Genomic DNA, 19120 nt, shown 5'->3' with positions numbered 1-19120 from the left:
ATTATTATCTTTATTGAAGAAAATTTTCTTATAAGGTTAAATTTCGGACAAAATACGCAAACAAAATTCAATCTAAAAACTGAGGATAAAAATAAAATGGAAAATCAAAACGATATACAAAATCAGGAAAAAGCAAAAAAACCGGAACTTACAAAAGACATGCTCGTAAGCACGCTTGTAGCATTTTATCCTGAACTTACAGAACCTCTCATGCTCATGGGAATGCACTGCATAAGCTGTTTTGCTTCTCAAATGGAAACTCTCGAAGAAGCGGCTATGGTTCACGGTTTAAACGCAGACGAAGTTATCGAAGACTTAAAAGATTTTTTACATCAGGCGGAAGTTCAAAACGAAAATAAATAAAAACTCTCTGCACAAATTTAAAAAAATCCGAATTTAAGCGGATGATTTTACATTCACTCAAATTCGGAAAAAAATTTATCCAGTTGTTAACAAAAAAATACACCGTTTAAGGCGCGGATTATTTCATCAGTTCGCGGTATTTTTTTGCAAGACGCGCTGATTTTTTTGCGGCAAGTCCGCAGTAGTTCGCAGGATGTTCAAAGAAATTTGCAGGATTTTCTACGCCGAGTTTTTCAAGCTGGGCTGTAATATCTGCATATTCTTTTTCGTGAGTTTTAAGCACTTCAAAGAAAGTTTTTCCAGACTTTTCCGCCTCAAGCGTAATCTGACGGATAATTTCGTGTCCGTCATTGTATCCGGCTTCGCCAAGAAGAATATATGCAGGTTCAGCAAGAACGCCGCCCTTAACTTTTCCGCCGGCGCTTTCAAGATTTTTTGCCATATTGTCGCGGTCAGCCTGCAATCCTTTTACGACTGAATTCATTCTGCTTACTGCCATTGTAAAGCCGGCAATATAGTCAGTAATAAATCTCTGGCTTGCAGAATTTGAAAGGTCGCGCTGATGTTCAGAAATCTGATCCATATAGAAAGTAACTACGCGAGGACACATAGCCTTCCATAAAGATTTAACGTGCTCGCTGTTCCATGGATTGCGTTTCTGAGGCATTGTCGAAGAGCCGACCTGAGTTGCAGCAAAATATTCAAAAACCTCGCCAATTTCTGAACGCTGCAAGTTGCGCAAGTCGTCCGCCAAATTGGCAATAATACCGAAAGCAACATTCATCTCAAGCAAGAGGCGAAGAACGTGCTCTGCCTCTACAAGCTGATTTGAATATTCAGACGGCTTAAGGCCCAGAAATTCAGTATAAATGCGCTCAAGTTCTTCAGGATCTTTTACAATCATCGAAGGACCGTTGTAAGAACCAACAGGACCAGCAAGTTTTCCAACTAAATCGTCAGAAAGCTCTTCGATTTTTAAGATTGATTTACCAAGACGGGCAACAAATTCTGCAATTTCCCAGCCAAAAGTAATAGGAACAGCGTGCTGTCCGTGGGTGCGTCCAACCTGAGGAGTCGCGCTTTCGCGTTCCGCAATATCACAAAGATAATTTTCAAGTTTTTTAAGTTCAGGAAGCACAACATTTTTAGTAACATCGCGCATACGACAAGAAAGAGCCGTATCCAAAATATCAACAGAAGTTGCTCCAAGATGAATAAGAGGACCGATTTTAGAATCAACCTTCGTCTTCATAACGTTAACAAGAGCGCGGATATTGTGCTTAGTCTTTTCTTCCTCAGCATAAACTTCTTCCGGGTCAATAGCAGAAGCAACATCGTCGAGTTTTTTAGCAAGTTCGTCAGTAAGCTGGCCGCGAACCTTCAAATGAGCCTTTACAAGAGCCGCTTCGCATTTAGCGCAAGAACGGATAGAAGCCTGTTCAGAAATATACTGCGACAGTCCGTCAAAAACCGCCTTTTCCGAAATAGAATAGCGGTGGTCGATACAAGAAAGATTTTCAAAAATGTTACGAGTTTCCATAAGCCAAAATTATAATAAATTACGCTCAGTTTCTCAATAAGAAGAAAAATTCGGGCGGTCCGGCACAAAGTGCCGTCGGGCTTTGCAGGGTTGGCATTGCTCCGCAACGGCTTCGCCGCCCTTCCAATCCCTACCGCAAAACACGAAAAGCGCAATTCATTTACTTTTACAAAATTTGTGTTATTATCTATTGTATGTCTAATTCTTTTATTCCTAATCGCAGCGAAATCCCGGCTTCTGACAAATGGGATCTTTCTACTTTGTATAAAACTAACGAGGAGTGGGAGGCTGATCTTGCAAAAATTGCTTCTCTTACACAAAAATTTGCAAGTTTTAAAGGCAAACTCAAAGATTCTTCCCTATCGCTTCTGGATGCGCTCAAAGCCTACGAAGAGCTTTTTAAAACCCTCGAAACCGTTTACTGCTACGCAAGCCTCTGCCACACTTCCGACGAAAGCGACAGTTCTTTTCAGGATATGGAAGGCAGAGCGATGATGGCTTATGCAAAAGCCAGCGCAGAAGCTTCATTTTTTTCTCCAGAACTAATGGCAATTCCTGACGAAAAACTCAACGACTGGATTAACCTGCCGGAATTTGCCGACTACAAAATTTTTATTCAAAAAGAACTGCACGAAAAACCTTATGTTTTAAGCGAAAAAGAAGAACGAATTCTTTCGCTTGCCGCCGAAGCCTTGCAGACTCCTGACAATGCGTTCAGTTTGCTCGAAAACGTTGACATGGATTTTGAAAGCGTGACTGTAAATGGCAAGGAAGAACCTCTAACACAGTCAACATTTTCACTTTTAATCAGAAACCCTGACAGAAATGTCCGAAAAAACGCATACAAAAAATTCTATAAATCGTTCGTAAAACATCAAAATGTTATTGCTTCGCTTTACGCCGGAAATGTAAATTCTGACATTTTTTATGCCCGCGCAAGAGGTTTTAATTCCAGCCTCGAAGCAAGCCTTTATTCAAACAAAGTTGAACCGGCTGTTTACAAAAATTTGATCGGCACTGTTCACAAAAATCTGCCAGCCCTGCACGATTATTATTCGCTCCGAAAAAAAATGCTTGGTTTAAACGAACTTCGCCATTACGACGTTTATGTTCCGCTCGTAAAAGACATTGAAACAAAAACAAGCTATGAAGAATCCGTAGAAATTTGCCGCAACGCACTCGCTCCGCTCGGAAAAGAATATACCGACATTTTGTGCAACGGTCTTTTAAATGGCTGGGTTGACCGCTACGAAAACAAAGGAAAGCGTTCCGGCGCTTTTAGTTCTGGAGCTTACCGCGGCTATCCGTACATTCTGTTAAATTACAAGGACGATGCAATCCGAGACGTTTTTACAATGGCCCACGAAGGCGGACACTCAATGCATTCTTATTTTTCAAAGACAAACAATCCGTTTATGTGCTACGACTACACGATTTTTGAAGCGGAAGTTGCCTCAACTTTTAATGAAGAGCTTGTCTTTGAATATCTCTTAAAAAACGCAAAAACAAAGGAAATGAAAACCTACCTTCTGGCAATGCGCGCCGACGACATTCTTGCAACCCTGCACAGGCAGACAATGTTTGCAGAATTTGAACTCAAGGCTCATGAACTTGTCGAAAACGGAACTCCTCTTAACGCCGAAATTTTGCGAAAAATCTACCGCGAGCTTTTAGTTCAATATTTTGGCCCGGAAATGATTTTTGAAGAAGAAAGCGACATGGAAGGTTTGAGAATTCCACATTTTTACAATTCTTTCTATGTATATAAATATTCGACCGGAATTTCGGCAGCCCTCGCTCTTGCAAAAAGAGTTACGCATGGCGGTGAAAAAGAAAAAGAAGATTATTTTAAATTCTTAAAGTCTGGCGGAAGCCGTTATCCGCTCGAAAGCTTAAAAATTGCCGGAGTTGATATGTCTTCGACAAAGCCTGTACAAGACGCATTGGACACTTTTGCACAGATTGTCGACGACTTAAAAAAACTCTAATTTTTTTCTCGGACTTTGGATTTTATTAAAGAACGGCAGTTTTTCTGCCGATAATCTAGCGGCATTGGTACAACAATTTTTTTGCTGTGCCTGCCGGAACGTTCATTGAAAACAACGGTTCAATGGCGTTTTGACAGAAAAATTTGCGAGGAACAGAAGTATGAAAAAAACAGAATTCTATTCATTCTACAGAAACATTCCAAAAGCAGAAATTCACATTCACATCGAAGCCGTAATAAGCAAAGAATCGATTAAAAAGCTCTATCTAAAAAAGAACGGAACTGAATTTTCTGACAATTCGCTGGAAGAATTATTTTCATACTCGGATCTGAACGGTTTTATCGCCGCGTTTTTGCAAGTTCAGGATTTGTTTACGGAAGTAAGCGATTTTGATCTTGTTTTTGAAGATTTAAAAAATTATCTTTTGCGAAATGGAATAATCCACTGCGAAGCCTTTTTTGCTCCTTCAGCCTTTATAAAAAAAGGTTTTTCGTATAAAGAAATGACAGAAAATTTCGCCAAAAATATAAAAAAAATCAAAGACGAAACAGGAATTACAGTCTGGCTCTCTGGAGACGTAAGCCGAACTTTTGGACTTGAAAACGCTGAAAACAATTTTAAAATGTTCAGCGAAAATCCATTTGAAGGTTTTATAGGAATCGGACTTGGAGGCGCAGAATCAAAGGGTCCTTCAAGAGATTTCGGCTCTGTTTTTGAAAAAGCACTTAACGCCGGCTACCATGCTGTTGCACACGCAGGAGAAGACCAGGGGCCGCAGTCAATTTGGGACGCACTCGAAATCTGCCATGCGCAAAGAATCGGACACGGAATTTCTGCAATCCAGGACGAAAAACTTATGGATTTTTGCGCAGAAAGGCAAATTCCGTTTGAAATTGCCCCGACAAGCAACGTTTTTACAAAAAAATTTGTAAAATCACTTTCAGAACATCCATTCCGCGCTTTTTTTGACCGTGGAATGCTCGTAACTCTCAACACCGATGATCCGCTTTTCTTTGGAGTTGAACTTTTGGACGAATATTGGAACGCCTACAGCCAGATGAATTTTTCGCACGAAGAACTAAAACAAGTCATTTTAAACAGTTTTAAAGCGTCGTTCTTAAGCCAAACAGAAAAAGAAAAAGCCTTTTCCGAAGTTGAAAAAAACTGGAAAAACAGAAAATGACGTCAGTTGCAGATTTTATAAAGCTTCCAAAAAAAGATTTTCATTCAAGCCTTGATTTAGGAATGCGCTATCCTTCTTTTGTTACCTGGGCAGGATTTTATGTTCCAGGCTTTCCAGAAGATGGATCGCCTGTCAAAATCGAAATGCGCAACCAAGTCCACGAATACACTTCTATGAGAATTGCAACAGAAGACGACATAAAAAAACTTCTGTTTCTATCAATTTCTGAAAACATTGCCGATAACATAATTCAAACAAACGCAGCAATCGACAGCAAGCTTTTTCAAAACTGCAAAAAAAACTGTGAATTCTTCCTGCTGTTAAAGACAAAAATTCAAAAATACAGCGATCATACAAAATCAGACGCTTTTTTTTCGCTTGATACCGATTCAGCCGATTTTAGAGAAAAAAATTTGCAGTTCGCAAAATCCTTTTTATTAAACGAAAATTCAAAAGAACTATTCAAGGGAATTTATTTTTACGGAAAAAACATCCTCAATTTGACAGAAAATTCAACAGAACTTAAGGAACTGATTCAAACTGTCAAAAAAAACGGCTTAAAAATCAGAGTGGATTTAAGTTCTGTCGATTCGGCAAATGATTTTTTTAGGGTTTTTGAGTTTTTTGAGCCACAGGTTCTAATCAACGCAGACAACGCCGCAAATTTTGGCGAAATTTTAACTTTTCTCAAAAAAAAATCAATTCAAACTGTTATAACGCCAGAAACTCACTTTAAAGACAAAAAAATGGATTTTTCAGAAAAGGCAAAAAAAATGCGTTCATTTTTAGAAGCGGGAATAGAAACTTTTCTCGGAACGCAGAGCATCCTTCTTTTTAATAAATCAATCAGCCAGCTTGCAAGCGAGCTTTGCAACACCGGACTTTTTACAAAAGAAGAAATGCTTTCTATCTTAAAAATCTGCTAAAGATAAACCATCAAAAGCATAATATCTGAATTTCTAATCCCGGAAATCCGGCTTGCCTGACCGAGTGTCAACGGACGGATTTTTTCAAGTTTTCCGCGGCTTTCGGCGCTCAAAGCAGGAATTGCTCCGTAATCAAAATTTGCCGGAATCTTGCGATTTTCCATTTTGTGCATCTTTGCAACGCGGGCATCCTGTTTTTCAATATAATACTTGTATTTAAAATCTTCCTGGGCGACTTTCCAAATTTCTGGCGCATAACCTGGATTTTGAGCGTCTTTTTTCTTTAACAAAAGCGCCACGGCCTCATCAATCAAAGCATATTTTGCGCGCATAGACTGAATCTGCTTTTCTGTTTTTAAGCCAACAGCAAAGGCTTTTTCGCTAAGCCTGCGGTCGGCTGTGTCATGCCTCAGTTTTAGACGATACTCGGCGCGAGCGGTAAACATCCGGTATGGCTCTTTTGTTCCAAGCGTAACCAAATCGTCAATCAAAACGCCGATGTAAGCTTCATCTCGTCCTAAAACAAGAGGTTCCCATTCAGGAATTGAATCAAAATTTTCATAACCGCTGTCGCTCTGCGCTTTCTGCAAAGCTGAATTTATTGCCTTTGTTTCTTTCGCAGAAATTTCTGCAAAAGCCGCAATTTCTTCGTCTGTCATGCCAGGCTTGTTTTGAAAAGCGCCCTTTTCCATGCTTGCCGGAGTCTGGCCCATTCCGGAAGACGGAGAACAGAGAGGTCCGCAAAGTTCTTTGTGCGCCCTGGCATAAAGAGCGGCGTTAATTCCTGCGACAAGCCCCTGGCCAGCAGCTTCTTCATATCCAGAAGTTCCGTTTATTTGACCGGCGTCAAAAAGCCCGGCAACGCGTTTTGTTTCCAAGCTCGGATAAAGCTGAGTCGGCTCAACATAATCGTATTCAACTGCATATCCAGGACGGCTTACTGTACAATTTTCAAAGCCAGGAATTGTGCGCAAAAACGAATCCTGAACTTCTTCCGGCAAACTTGAACTCAAGCCATTAAGATAAATTTCATCCGTCTGCAAACTTTCAGGCTCTACAAAAAGCTGATGCCTGTCGCGTTCTTCAAAACGCATTACCTTGTCTTCTATTGAAGGACAGTATCGAGGTCCAATTCCGCTGATTTTTCCAGAATAAAGAGGAGAACGATTTATATTTTTTCGGATAATTTCGTGAGTTTTTTCGTTTGTATAAACCAAATAACACGGAACCATCGGACGGTCAATTTTTTCATCATCAAAACTAAAAGGAATTACTTCTTCATCGCCTTCCTGCAAGTCAGCCTTTGAAAAATCAACTGTATGGCGCAAAATTCTCGGAGGTGTTCCAGTTTTTAGGCGGCCAGTTGTAAAGCCAAGACGATTGAGCGAATGAGTAAGTCCAAAAGCCCCGGCTTCGCCAATTCTTCCGCAAGGAGCATCGTATTCGCCAATAAAAATGCGTCCACCCAAAAAAGTCCCGGTAGTAAGAACAACAGCACGAACAGGAATAATTCTTCCGCGCTCTGTAACAATCGCAGTAATTTTTTGTCTTTTTCCAGAACGGGCAGCTTCCGTTAAACATTCGGAGCGAAATTCTCCAGGAATCGAGCCTTTTTCTGCGGCAGTGTCGCTGTCTGGAGGCAAAGGAGAAGAAGAAGCCGTTGTCAAAATATCAACGACCGTATCCATCAAAGTAGAAAGGTTTGGCGTTGTTTCGATAGTCTGCCGGGCCAAAGACGCATAGAGAATTTTATCTGCCTGAGAACGGGGCGATTGAACGGCAGGACCGCGACTTTTATTCAACATACGAAACTGAATCATCGAGTTGTCTATAAGTTTGCCCATTTCGCCGCCAAGAGCATCGATTTCCCGGACAATGTTTCCTTTTGCAACACCGCCAATCGAAGGATTACAGCTCAAGCGCGCAATCGAATCAATTGTCTGAGTTACAAGAAGAGTTTTAAGTCCCATTCGGGCACAGGCCAGACAAGCTTCTGTTCCAGCATGTCCACCGCCAATTACAGCAACATCAAATGAATCATAAAAAGACATACGAAAATTATAGTGAAATCAAAGTTCTGTATCAAATCCAAAACAAAATTCTGAAAAAAAAGTATTTTTTTGTAACCTTTTCCTTTTACGCTGTTTTTTTAAGTATAGAGCGACAAGAAACAATCTCTTTATGTTACAAAAAACTTCCTACTTTGCTCCTTGCACCAGTCTTCCTCCGGGCTGGTGCATTTTTTTGCTTTTTTGCATCTTTTTTATTCAAAATATCAGCAATTTTTACAAATTCTGACCACAGTATATTGCAAATCAATTTTTATCGCTATTTCTTCGTAATATTTTTTCTGTTTTTTTATAAAATATGCTCAAAACTTCTTTTTATCCAAAAACGACGTCTGTTTAATCCAAAGTATTGCGCAGTTTATAATATATAGTTATTTTACGTGAGCGACGTTTATTAAAAAAAGTGAGGTGTTATTTATGAAAGTAACCAAATTTTTAATGGCGGCAGCTTTGGTTTCGGCTGCAGCAATGTTCGTGTCTTGTTCCAATTTAAGCGAAAGCTCAGAATCTTCTTCTGATTCAAGCCGTGCAGCTTCATCGGGAACAACTTATTCTGTAGGAACAGCTTCTGATTTGTACACAGCCGCAAACAAGGTAAATCCTGGCGACACAATCAAATTGACCGCGAACATCAACCTTACAAAGCAGCTGCAGCTTTTAAGGAGCGGATCTTCCGGAAAAGTGATCACACTTGACGGAAACGGAAAAACGCTCAACTGCTCTGCATTTACAGGCTGGGGCGTAAAAGTAAACGGCTCTTACTGGACAATCAGAAAACTGACAGTTACAAAAGCTTCAGACTGCGGAATGGTTTTCCAGCTCGGAGGAAACAACCGCGCTGAATACTGCAAATTCACCTATAACGGCGACTCAGGACTTCAGGTTTACAACTCGGCTCACGATGTAACAATTACAAGATGTGAATCTTACTACAACTACGACAAAGCGACGAAAGGCGAAAATGCCGATGGTTTTGCAGCAAAACTTTCGGGCGGAAAAAACATCAAGTTCAATTACTGTGTTGCAAAATATAATTCTGACGACGGCTGGGATCTTTACAGCCAGGCATATCCTGTAACTCTCAACAATTGCGAAGCTTCTTACAACGGATATATCAATTCTTCGCTCCAGACAACACCTGACGGCGATGGAAACGGATTTAAACTAGGTTCAAAATACAAAAATGTAAGCCACAGAGTTCTTTCATGCAAATCAACATATAACCTCAAGTACGGAATTGATGCTAACGGAAACACCGCAAAGCAGACAATTACAAACTGCACTGTAAAGAACAACAAAGAAGGTCAAATTTCAAGCAGAACAAAATACTAATCTGAATTTCAAATGACTTTCTGTCCGCAAATGCCTCTCCTCCTGCAGCATTTGCGGACTTTTTTATTTGAGTTCATTTTTCCCGCAGTTTTCGCCATCAACATCAAAAGCAGACAATCCATCGTTATTTTTTAGAAACGGATCTGCCCCATTTTTTAAAAGAAGCTTTGTAGTTTTTAAAGAATTTGCATAAACCGAAAACATAAGAGCAGTGTCGCCGTTTGAATTCTGCAAATTGACATCTGCGCCTTTTTTTATAAGAAGTTTTGCAAGCGCAGAAAAATTCTGGGCAGAAGCAGTCATTAAAGGAGTCATATCTCCTTTGTTAAAATGATTTATATCCGGATTGAATTTTAGCAAAAACCTTACAAGCGAAAGATTTTTAGAAATGCATGCATATTCAAAAGGAGTTATTCCTTCGCTGCTTTCCAAATCTAGATCTGCGCCATATTTTAGAAGAAGTTTAGCCTGTTTTAAATTTCCGCAACGGCAAGCCCACATTAAAGGCGTTATTCTGCCACTCGAAAAAGCGTCCGGTTTTTGCCCGCCCAGCAAAAGTTCCTTTAAAACACCGCAATTTCCAGACTGAACGGCAAGCATAACAGCATTTTCGTTTTGAGAATGAGCAAGAAAGTCTTGCACATCATTTTTTTTACAGCCAAAAAACAGCCACAGACAAGCGGCAAAAACCGCAATGCAAAAATATTTACTTTTTAACAACTTTTACCGCTCCTATTTGATTTAATTTTTTTGAATTTTCGTAAAAATTTGTGCCATCTGCGCCGTTGTCTTGCATATAATTATAATATAGAAACACTTGAACAGATTTTTTTTATAAACTCATCTCCCTTGTTTTTTCTAAACTTTATAACAAGTTGTTTTATTTGTCAAATTTTGTTTTTTTTGATTTGAGGCCGAAGCTTACGCCGGATGCGGCGGGCGGAGTTGACGCGGAAAAACGGGTTGGTTGCCAAACTAACCTGTTTTTCCGCGCCAATGAGGGTTACCGAACCCAAAGCAGCCGGTTTTTAGGTAATTTGCTACACAAAGCCTGTCTGAATTCCGTTTTTTAAGATAAATGCCGTCCTGTTTTTTTTGCTTAAAATTGCTTAAAATTGGCATTAAAATTGCGCGATAATTGAAAAATCCTCGTGTTTTTTGTAATATGTGGGAATGGATTTATTAAAAAAACTTGATGAACTGGACAAACGTTTTGCAGAAATTAACGAAATGGTTCAAGATCCAGACCTTGTTAAAGATCAGAAAAAATACAAGGATGTTATGCGTGAACATGGACATTTGTCTGATGTGCTTGAAGTTGGAAACGAATATAGAAAATGTCTGTCCGGCATTGAAGATGCCAAAATGATGATTACAGCCGAAGATGATCCTGATATGAAGGAAATGGCCCGTGAAGAAATGAAAGAACTTGAAGAAAAAGTTCCAGTTCTTGAAGAACAGATTAAGCTCAAACTGATTCCGCCTGATCCTCTCGACGAAAAAAATATTATTTTGGAAATCCGCTCTGCTGCTGGTGGCGACGAGGCTTCGCTTTTTGTGCGCGATATGTGGGAAATGTACTGCCATCTCTGCGAAAGAAAAGGCTGGAAATACGAAAATCTTGAAGCACAGGAGACTGAAGTTGGCGGTTTTAACAAAATCGTAACTCAAATCCAGGGAAAGTTTGTTTTTGGAACTTTGCGCTGGGAATCTGGTGTTCACCGTGTTCAGCGTGTTCCGCAGACTGAATCTCAAGGACGGCTGCAGACTTCGACTGTTACGGTTGCGGTTTTGCCGGAAGCCGAAGAAGCTGACGTAAAAATCAATCCGGGGGATGTTCGCGTTGACGTTATGCGTGCGGGCGGTCCTGGAGGCCAATGTGTAAATACTACCGACTCTGCTGTTCGCCTTACTCATATTCCGACCGGAATTGTCGTAATTCAGCAGGATCAAAAATCGCAAATCAAAAACAAAGAAAAAGCGTGGGAAGTTTTGCGCGCTCGTCTTTTTGATTTTCAGCAGTCAAAACTCGATGCAGAACGCTCTGCTGCCCGCAAAAGTATGGTTGGAAACGGAGACCGCTCTGAAAAAATCAGAACGTACAATTATCCGCAGGATCGCGTAACTGACCACAGAATCAACTTGACTTTGCATAACCTGCCTTCGTTTATGATGGGAAATATGGACGAAATGCTCGATGCGCTGAACGTTTACGCAAAAGAAGAACAGTTCAAAGAGCTTGAAGCATAAAACGGAAATACAAGCTTGAATATTCTTGAGGCAAAAAAATACGGAAAGGAGCAGCTCAAAAACTCTCCTTCTCCCGACCTGGACATTTCTGTCCTTTTGCAGTTTGTTACAGGTTTTGACAGAACGCAGCTCCTTTTAAAACGGGATTGCAATCTGTCAAAAGAACAGGAATCAAACTTTTTAGATGCAGTTCAGCGGCGAAAAACGGGACTTCCGGTTGCCTATATTACCGGGCACAAGGAATTTTACGGTTACGATTTTTATGTAACGCCGGCAGTTTTGATTCCCAAACCAGACACTGAAATCCTCATTGAGCAGGCATTAAATTCACTCGCGCTTTTTTATTCAAAAAACGAAAATAAAGACGGAAGTATAAAGAAAATTCCCGAAATCTGCGACATGTGCAGCGGAAGCGGCTGCGTTGGAATTTCTGTCCTCAAGGCGCTTTTAGAAAATGACGGAATTCAGGTAAACTGTCTGCCAAAAATGACATTTGTCGATATTTCGGCGGACGCTTTGGAAATTACCAAAAAAAATGCAGAAAGGCTTTTGGGCGAAGGCGAAAAACTAAGCAATACAGAAAACCTAACTTCTGCTCTTTCGCGAATCCGGCTCATTCAGTCCGATTTGTTTGAAAACGTACCTTTTTCTTTTGATTACATTTTGACAAATCCGCCTTACGTTCCTCATTCTGAGAGTCTCGAACTTTTAAAAGACGGCAGAAGCGAACCTTTGCTTGCTTTGGACGGAGATGTTTGCTCTGACGGAGAATATTCGGGAACAGAAGACGGCCTTTTTTTGATAAAAAGGCTTGTTCCCCAGTGTTTTGAGCATCTTGTCTGTGGCGGAACTCTGATAATGGAAACAGGAGAATACAATGCCGAACAGACCGCAAAACTTTTTGAAAAGACAGGTTTTAAAAACGTTCACATCGAAAAAGACCTTAACAACATGCTAAGAGATGTAATCGGAACAAAAACTCATAGCATTGCATAAAGAACTTCAATTTCTGCTTCCGTCAAAGTCCTGTATTCTCCGGGTTTTAAATTTTCGTCAAGAAAAAGTCCTGCCATTTTTATCCGCTTTAAAAAAACAACTTCGTTTCCAAGCGCACAAAAAATTCTTTTTACTTCGTGAAATTTTCCTTCTGTCAGGGTGATTTTACATTCATTTTCGTTTAACCAGTCGATTTTTGCTCCACAACTTTTTTGTTCGCCTGCTTTTTTTTCTGGCGGAAGAACTAGCCCAAACTCTGCTTTTTTAACGTAATCTTTTTGTTCAGAAGAGGAAACTGGATTTTTAAGACCAACAAGATAAGTTTTTTCAATTTTGTTTTGAGGACGCGTCAAAAAGTCAGAAAGTTTGCCGTCATTTGTAAAAAGCAAAAGTCCTTCCGTGTCTGCGTCAAGCCTGCCAATAGAATGAAGATTTGCGCCATTTTCGTCAGTCAAAATCTCTTTTGGAAAAACCTCATAAACAGTTTGCCGTCTGTCGCTCACCGTAGAGCAGACAACCCCAGACTTTTTGTTCATGAGAAAATAAAATTTAATTTTCGGAATATGTTTTTTACGCATAATAAAACCTTGAATTGCAGGGACGTAATTTTATGTCAAAGATTTTACGCAAAAAAGCTCTATGCCTTCACCAGTAAATTTTTGTTTTACAGCGTTTACAACGGCTTTGACCATGGATAAATCCTTGTCGTCAATATACGAAATCAAAAGAAAATTTGTTTCTGGCCAAGTTGAATTTCCAAGTTTATAACTATTTTTTCCACGCCCAGTCACAAGTGGCACGATTGTATATTGTATATCAGAAATTTTTTCTTCAAGCAAAACCGTTATTTCTTCCTGAACCGACTGATTGGCAATTATTTCACAGCGAATCATGCAAAGCTCCTAAATTAGTGCGCCAAGGATGGCGCAAAAACGTAAAGAGAGAAAATTCTGTTTGCCTTTTGGTGAACAGATTTTTCTCGTAAAAACAAAATTGCAAGGATGCAATTTTGTTTTTATTTTTCACCCGTCAAAATCACTTCGATCCGGCTTTTTTCGCGCTTTTTTTCTTTCATTATAAGTGAATACAAAACCGGTATAAAGAAAAGCGTTACAAAAGTTGACGATGTAAGTCCTCCTACAACAGCGACTGCTATAGGCTGAACCATAGCCGCGCTTCCTTCTGTCGCAAAGCACATTGGGATCATTCCAAGAATTGTTGTTAAAGTTGTCATCAATACTGGACGCAGACGGCTTACTCCAGCTTCGAGGCACGCATCTTTCATTTTTCGTCCGCGGTCTATAAGCAAGTTCGTGTAGTCAACCAAAATAATTCCATTGTTTACTACAATTCCAACAAGCATAATGATTCCAACTGCGCTTGTCATGCTGAACGCCTGCCCCGCAAATTTAAATATGAATACGACTCCAATTATCAGGAATGGAATTGTCGTCAAATTGATTATCGGCGCTTTAAAACTTTCGTAAGTTCCTGCCATTACGCCAAATACAAGAAGAATCGCCATTATTCCTATCAAAAGATATGTTCTTCCCTGATCTTTTGTGTCTTTCCATGCTCCCTCGTAAACAACAGAAACTCCTTCTGGAATAATAAAACTTTCTGCAATTCCATCTTTTATTTCCTGAACAATTTCTGTCGAATTTCGGTCTGTTTTTTTGTCAGCAGTCACAGTAACTCGCCGTGTCTGATTTTCGCGTCTGATTGTTACAGGACCAAGACCTTTTTTTACTTCCGCAAAATTTGCAACGCTTACCATGCCGTTTGTGCCTTTTACGTAAATCTGTTCAAGGTTTGCGGTAGATTTTCTGTCATCTGGCTCGTAAAGAAGAATCATATCATACTCCTTGCCGTTTTCGCGGTAAGTAGTCGCCGTAACACCATTTACTGCGTAATTTATTTCTTTTGCAACCGTCGTCACATCAACTCCAAAAGAATAAGCGCGCTGTCTGTCAATTACAACCTGAATTTCTGGAAGTCCGCGATCCGTATCTATTGAAACTTCTCCAATATCATCAATTTTTTCCATTACTTCGCGGATTTGAGAGGCAACATTCATCGCCTTGTCCAAATCGTCGGAACGCACACGGATTTTAAATTCAGAACCAGTCATCTGCCGTCCAAATCCCTGGCTAAAAGTAAATCTTGCGCCCGGATATGAATTAAAGTATTTTCTGAGTTTAGTCTGCACTGTATCGGAAGTATCAATTTGTTTGCTAGAATCCTCCGGCAAATTGATTTGAATTGAACCTTTGTTTGTGCTTGAATTTCGGCCTGTTCCAATCGAAGTGATTACAGTCGTATAGCCCTGAATTTCTTTTTCAACAATTTTTTCAAAATCTCTTAAAACAGCTGTGGTTTCAGAGAGCGGAGTTCCGTTTGCAAGTGTCAAATTCATCGTCACGCTCGAATCAGTTCCGTTGTTCATCATGTTGACTTTTAATGTTGGAATCAAAATAAACGACATCAAAAGCGCGCAAATACAGACAAAAACAGTCAAAGCTCTGTGCTCAAGAGCAGATTTCAAGCCTTTTCTGTACGCTTTTGTAACAACTGTCATTGGAATTTCTAAGATTTCGTAGAATTTAGCAAGCGGCTTAAACCGAATCGGCTTTTCTGCCCTGTTTGTAAGAGGCAAAAATACACCTGCAAGAACTGGAACCAAAAACACTGCAACAAAAAGAGAAGAAACAAGAGCAATTACAACGGTAAAAATAATTCCCTTGAACATTTGTCCCATCATTCCAAGCTCTTTTATAAAGAAGATAAATGGCAAAAACACGCAGATTGTAGTAAGGTTTCCAGAAGTTACACTCATGAGCATTTCTTGCGAACCTAAGACAGCGGCAATTTTCGGTTTTGCGCCACGGCTTCTGTAAACATAGATATTTTCAATCATTACGATTGATGCGTCTACAATCATTCCAACGCCCAAAATCAAACCGGTCAAAGTCATCATGTTAAGCGTGATTCCGGCAAAATTCATTGCTAAAAGAGTGATTATAATTGAAAGAGGAATTGAAATTGCAATTATTAAGGTTGATTTTCCGGATTTCAAGAACAAAAACAGAATCAAAACTGCAAGTACAAGTCCTGAATATGCCGAATCCAAAAGTGTCGCAATTGTATCGTTAATTGATTCTGAGTCATCAGAAATTACATCGAGGATTACATCGCTTGGCATAATATCTTGAATTTCTGCAATTTTTTCGCGAGTCGCCTTCGCAACAGTAACAGTATTTTTTCCAGACTGTTTTGTAACAGAAACGTAAATGCCCGGAAGTCCGTTAATGTAAACTTCGCTTGACTTGTCTTTGTAACCCATGTAAACGTTTGCAAGATCGCTCAGCCGCACAACATAATTGTTTTTTGCCGTTATTATAGTGCCAGCAACTTCTTCTACGCTGGAAAATTCTCCTGTAGTTCTGATAGTGTAATCTGTTTCGCCTTCGTTGATTTTTCCGCCGCCAAGTTCAAGATTCTGTTTAGAAAGAGCAGCCGAAAGATTTGCCATCGTAAGCCCATAAGCAGAAAGCCTGTTTTGAGAAACATCAACTCTCAGAATTTTTTCACGTCCGCCGGAAACACTCGCTTCTGCAACTCCGTCAACCTGCTCAAGAAGATCGACAATCTGGTCTTCGGCGATTATTTTTAAGTCGTCGTTTGAACGGTTCCCGCGGACTGCAATTCTCATAATCGGCATTGAATCCGCATTCATTTTAAAAATCGAAGGAGAACTCGCATTATCCGGAAGATTTCGCGTTACGCGGCTTATTTTGTCGCGAATGTCGTTCGTAACACTTTCCAAATCTGTTCCGTAGTTAAATTCAAGGCTGATTGAAGAAGATCCTTCGGAAGATGTGGAAGTAAGAGATTTTAATCCGCTCAAAGAAACTAATTGCCCTTCCAAAACTTTCGTAACCGTTTTTTCGACAGATTCCGGACCTGCATTTTTATAAGTCGTACGAACATTTATATAAGGAGAGTCAACATCCGGCATCAAACTTACAGCAACGTTTTTAAGAGTAAAAATTCCGATTGTTCCAAGCAGAGCAAAAACGATTAACGTTAAAACAGGATGCTCAAGAGTTTTTTTTGAAATAGACATAAGTTCCTCGCTTTTTTTTCGCAGCCATCAGTTCTTTTTTGTCGGGCTGGAAATATCCAATATTTTTGAACCGTCGCCCAAGCTCGCCATTCCCTGTATAACAACTTTATCGCCTTCTTTTACGCCGCTTAAAATCTGAACATATCCGTCAACGGTTTTTCCTTTTTCGACTTTTACTTTAGAAACGGTTTCGCCGCCACCAGAAGAATTTACAATATACGCAAAAAAGTCATCTCCGTTTTGAACAAGCGCATCCGACGGCATTACGACCGCCCCTGAATAATCTTCCGTGTAAAGTTTTACTTTTGCAAACATTCCGGCATTTATGCGTTCATCGTGGCGGTCAAAAGTCAAAATAACCTCTTTCGTTCGTGTTGTTGCATCGACAACAGGCGAAACTCTGCTCACTGTTGCTGCAAAAATCACGCCAGGATATGCCTCGACAGAAACTTCAGCCTTCAGCCCCTTTTTTAAAACCGCAACATAACGCTCCGGCACATTTGCCGTAACCTGAAGATTGTTGATGTCGCCGATTATCGCAATTGCCGTGCTCGTAGTAACTTTTTTGCCGTTTTTGAGAGGAGTCGAAATCACGCTTCCAGAAATCGGCGCGTAAACTGGACTTGAACGGTAATTTGTTCCCGGCTCGCTCGGATCAACATAGGCGATTATGTCGTTTTTCTTTACGCTAGAACCAAGCATTACAGAAGTCGAAATTACTTTTCCGCCCATATCCGGATAAACCGAAACCGAATTTTGGCTTTCAACCTCTCCATTCGTATTTACATAGCCGTGAAGTGTTGTAATTTCTGCCGTCATTGTCCGCACAGAAACAACGGCACTATTTCCGCCTCGTCCGCCTCTTCCATCAAAACCAGCAGGTTTTCCAGAAGATTTTCCGATAGTTTTTGCATAAACTGCCGTCAAAACGACTGCAAGAACCGCAACAGCGGCAACAATAAACGATTTTCGTATTTTCATTTTGTCAAGCTCCCGAAATCAGCACCGATTGTGCTTTCTAATTTCATTATAGTTTTTGCAAGAGTCAAAATCTCGCTGTTAAGAGAAACCTTTGCCTGTAAAAGCGTATTATTTGAATTCTGCAGGGAAAGCAAATCCTTTGTTCCGCGATTGTACGCTTCGCTCGTCATAGAATAATTTTTTTCGGCAAGCTCAACATTCGCCTGCTTGTATTTTATTGCTTCCTGGCTCTGCTTTATTGAACGCAGGCTTGAATTTATCGTCCGGATAAAATTTTTTCTTTCGTTATCAATCTGAAGCTCAAGATCAGAAACCTTATCCTTTGCGCTGTCGATCGCATTGTTTTTTTGCGACCACGGCAAAACTCCATCCAAAGGAATTGACGCGCTCAAACTAACCGAAGCCGTTTTTTTAGGATCAGGAGCATCATCTTTTCCAATATACCAAGAAGAATCTCTCCAGGACAAATTTGCATTCAAAGACGGCGCAAAAGCCGAAAAACGCTTGTCCATTACAGAAACTTTTGCGCTTTCGAGCTGAGACTCAAGGGTTTGAAGAGCTGCCGAAGTTACATTTTTTTCTTCAACCGTAATTTCGCCCAAATAAAGATAATCGTCCAAAGAACCTGTAAATTCAATTTCATCTGCAACCGCAAGTCCCAAAATCTGCTTAAAATTATCGAGGTCGTTGATATAAGCCGTGTAAGCGTTTTCAACCGTCGGAATTTTCGACTTATAGTTTACTTCCGCGCTCAAAGCGTCAACTTCGCTCAACCTGCCGGCATTGTATTTTTGAAGATTGCTTTCGTACTGCTGCTTTGCAATTCTTAAATTTTCTTCCTGAAGTCCAATATTTTCCTTTTCGTACAAAAGTCCGTAATAAGACTGGCGGACAGAAAGTTCAATCTGCCTGACAGCCTCATCAAAACTGATTTTGCTCTGCTCAAAAGAAAGCTGCGCGCTCTTCATCGAAGTAAAAAGATTTGCCGAAAGCGAAACAGAAACGCTCGCATTAACGCCAAAACTCGCATTGTAGTCAGAAGACTGGTCGCCACCCGTCAAAAAATCAACCGGAACTGCCGAACTTGCGCCAACAGCCACACTCGGACTCACAGAATTCCAGCTGTCCTTTTTTGCGCGCAAAGCCGCATCAAGAGTAATTTTCTGCCTTTTTATCGAAACATTTTTTTCTTTTGCAATTTTAACTGCGTCTTCCACCGAAAGAACATATTTTTTAGAATTTTCCGCCGCATAAACATTTGCCGCAAGCAACATTCCGGCAAAAATAACTGTCTTAAAAACCGTCTTTTTCATCAAAAGCCATTCCTGTTTTATATTTTTGGGCCATTTTTGCTTTCGCAAAAACC

At 40.2% G+C, this 19120-nt stretch carries 15 protein-coding genes; 7 read left to right on the top strand and 8 right to left on the bottom strand.

Translation table 11 applies throughout. The annotated features are described in order from the left end of the window. Positions 1–363 (top strand): DUF1858 domain-containing protein (locus B2X33_RS07500; RefSeq protein ID WP_296668753.1); only part of this gene is annotated, 363 nt, incomplete at its 5' end. 118 nt (positions 364–481) lie between these two features. On the opposite strand, the gene B2X33_RS07495 is transcribed toward B2X33_RS07500, so the two are convergent. After that, complete coding sequence (locus B2X33_RS07495) at positions 482–1903, bottom strand: lyase family protein (protein ID WP_296668751.1); 1422 nt, start codon at positions 1901–1903, stop codon at positions 482–484. A 194-nt stretch (positions 1904–2097) separates the two neighbouring features. On the opposite strand from B2X33_RS07495, the gene pepF reads away from it, so the two are divergent. The 3 genes from pepF (at position 2098) to B2X33_RS07480 (ending at position 6000) form a co-directional block, all read left to right on the top strand. After that, positions 2098–3891, top strand: coding sequence for an oligoendopeptidase F (gene pepF / locus B2X33_RS07490; RefSeq protein ID WP_296668749.1), 1794 nt, complete (start codon positions 2098–2100; stop codon positions 3889–3891). A 160-nt stretch (positions 3892–4051) separates the two neighbouring features. After that, positions 4052–5074 carry an adenosine deaminase gene (gene add, locus B2X33_RS07485; RefSeq protein ID WP_296668748.1) on the top strand — a complete coding sequence of 341 codons (1023 nt, stop codon included), beginning with the start codon at positions 4052–4054 and terminating at the stop codon, positions 5072–5074. Further along, positions 5071–6000: a hypothetical protein gene (locus B2X33_RS07480; protein ID WP_296668745.1), complete on the top strand. Its 930-nt coding sequence runs from the start codon at positions 5071–5073 to the stop codon at positions 5998–6000. The genes add and B2X33_RS07480 overlap by 4 nt, the downstream gene beginning before the upstream one ends. On the opposite strand, the gene B2X33_RS07475 is transcribed toward B2X33_RS07480, so the two are convergent. Continuing rightward, complete coding sequence (locus tag B2X33_RS07475) at positions 5997–8051, bottom strand: tRNA uridine-5-carboxymethylaminomethyl modification enzyme MnmG/GidA (RefSeq protein ID WP_296668744.1); 2055 nt, start codon at positions 8049–8051, stop codon at positions 5997–5999. The genes B2X33_RS07480 and B2X33_RS07475 overlap by 4 nt on opposite strands. Before the next feature lie 435 nt (positions 8052–8486). Here B2X33_RS07475 and B2X33_RS07470 point away from each other — a divergent pair, with 435 nt between their 5' ends. After that, positions 8487–9401, top strand: coding sequence for a right-handed parallel beta-helix repeat-containing protein (locus B2X33_RS07470; RefSeq protein ID WP_296668742.1), 915 nt, complete (start codon positions 8487–8489; stop codon positions 9399–9401). 63 nt (positions 9402–9464) lie between these two features. Here B2X33_RS07470 and B2X33_RS07465 read toward each other — a convergent pair whose 3' ends face one another. Continuing rightward, positions 9465–10121: an ankyrin repeat domain-containing protein gene (locus B2X33_RS07465; RefSeq protein WP_296668741.1), complete on the bottom strand. Its 657-nt coding sequence runs from the start codon at positions 10119–10121 to the stop codon at positions 9465–9467. 453 nt (positions 10122–10574) lie between these two features. Here B2X33_RS07465 and prfA point away from each other — a divergent pair, with 453 nt between their 5' ends. Next, the gene (prfA, locus tag B2X33_RS07460) at positions 10575–11651 is read left to right on the top strand and encodes a peptide chain release factor 1 (protein ID WP_296023092.1); all 1077 of its coding nucleotides are present in this window, start codon (positions 10575–10577) and stop codon (positions 11649–11651) included. A gap of 15 nt (positions 11652–11666) precedes the next feature. Next, entirely contained in the window at positions 11667–12647 is a 981-nt protein-coding gene (prmC, locus tag B2X33_RS07455; RefSeq protein ID WP_296668740.1) for a peptide chain release factor N(5)-glutamine methyltransferase, read from the top strand. On the opposite strand, the gene B2X33_RS07450 is transcribed toward prmC, so the two are convergent. The 5 genes from B2X33_RS07450 to B2X33_RS07430 all read right to left on the bottom strand — a co-directional run. Next, positions 12632–13183 carry a pseudouridine synthase gene (locus B2X33_RS07450; protein ID WP_296023083.1) on the bottom strand — a complete coding sequence of 184 codons (552 nt, stop codon included), beginning with the start codon at positions 13181–13183 and terminating at the stop codon, positions 12632–12634. The genes prmC and B2X33_RS07450 overlap by 16 nt on opposite strands. A gap of 72 nt (positions 13184–13255) precedes the next feature. Continuing rightward, positions 13256–13540, bottom strand: coding sequence for a PG0541 family transporter-associated protein (locus tag B2X33_RS07445; RefSeq protein ID WP_296023080.1), 285 nt, complete (start codon positions 13538–13540; stop codon positions 13256–13258). A 122-nt stretch (positions 13541–13662) separates the two neighbouring features. After that, the gene (locus B2X33_RS07440; protein WP_296023078.1) at positions 13663–16773 is read right to left on the bottom strand and encodes an efflux RND transporter permease subunit; all 3111 of its coding nucleotides are present in this window, start codon (positions 16771–16773) and stop codon (positions 13663–13665) included. 27 nt (positions 16774–16800) lie between these two features. Next, positions 16801–17754, bottom strand: coding sequence for an efflux RND transporter periplasmic adaptor subunit (locus B2X33_RS07435; protein WP_296668736.1), 954 nt, complete (start codon positions 17752–17754; stop codon positions 16801–16803). Then, on the bottom strand, positions 17751–19120 hold a 1370-nt coding region (locus B2X33_RS07430), incomplete at its 5' end, for a TolC family protein (RefSeq protein WP_296668735.1). The genes B2X33_RS07435 and B2X33_RS07430, both read right to left, overlap by 4 nt.

This window comes from Treponema sp. UBA785 (assembly GCF_002297065.1).
Classification (GTDB): Bacteria; Spirochaetota; Spirochaetia; order Treponematales; family Treponemataceae; genus Treponema_D.
Note: the sequence above shows the minus strand (reverse complement) of the source record. Positions and strands in the feature narration are given on the sequence as shown.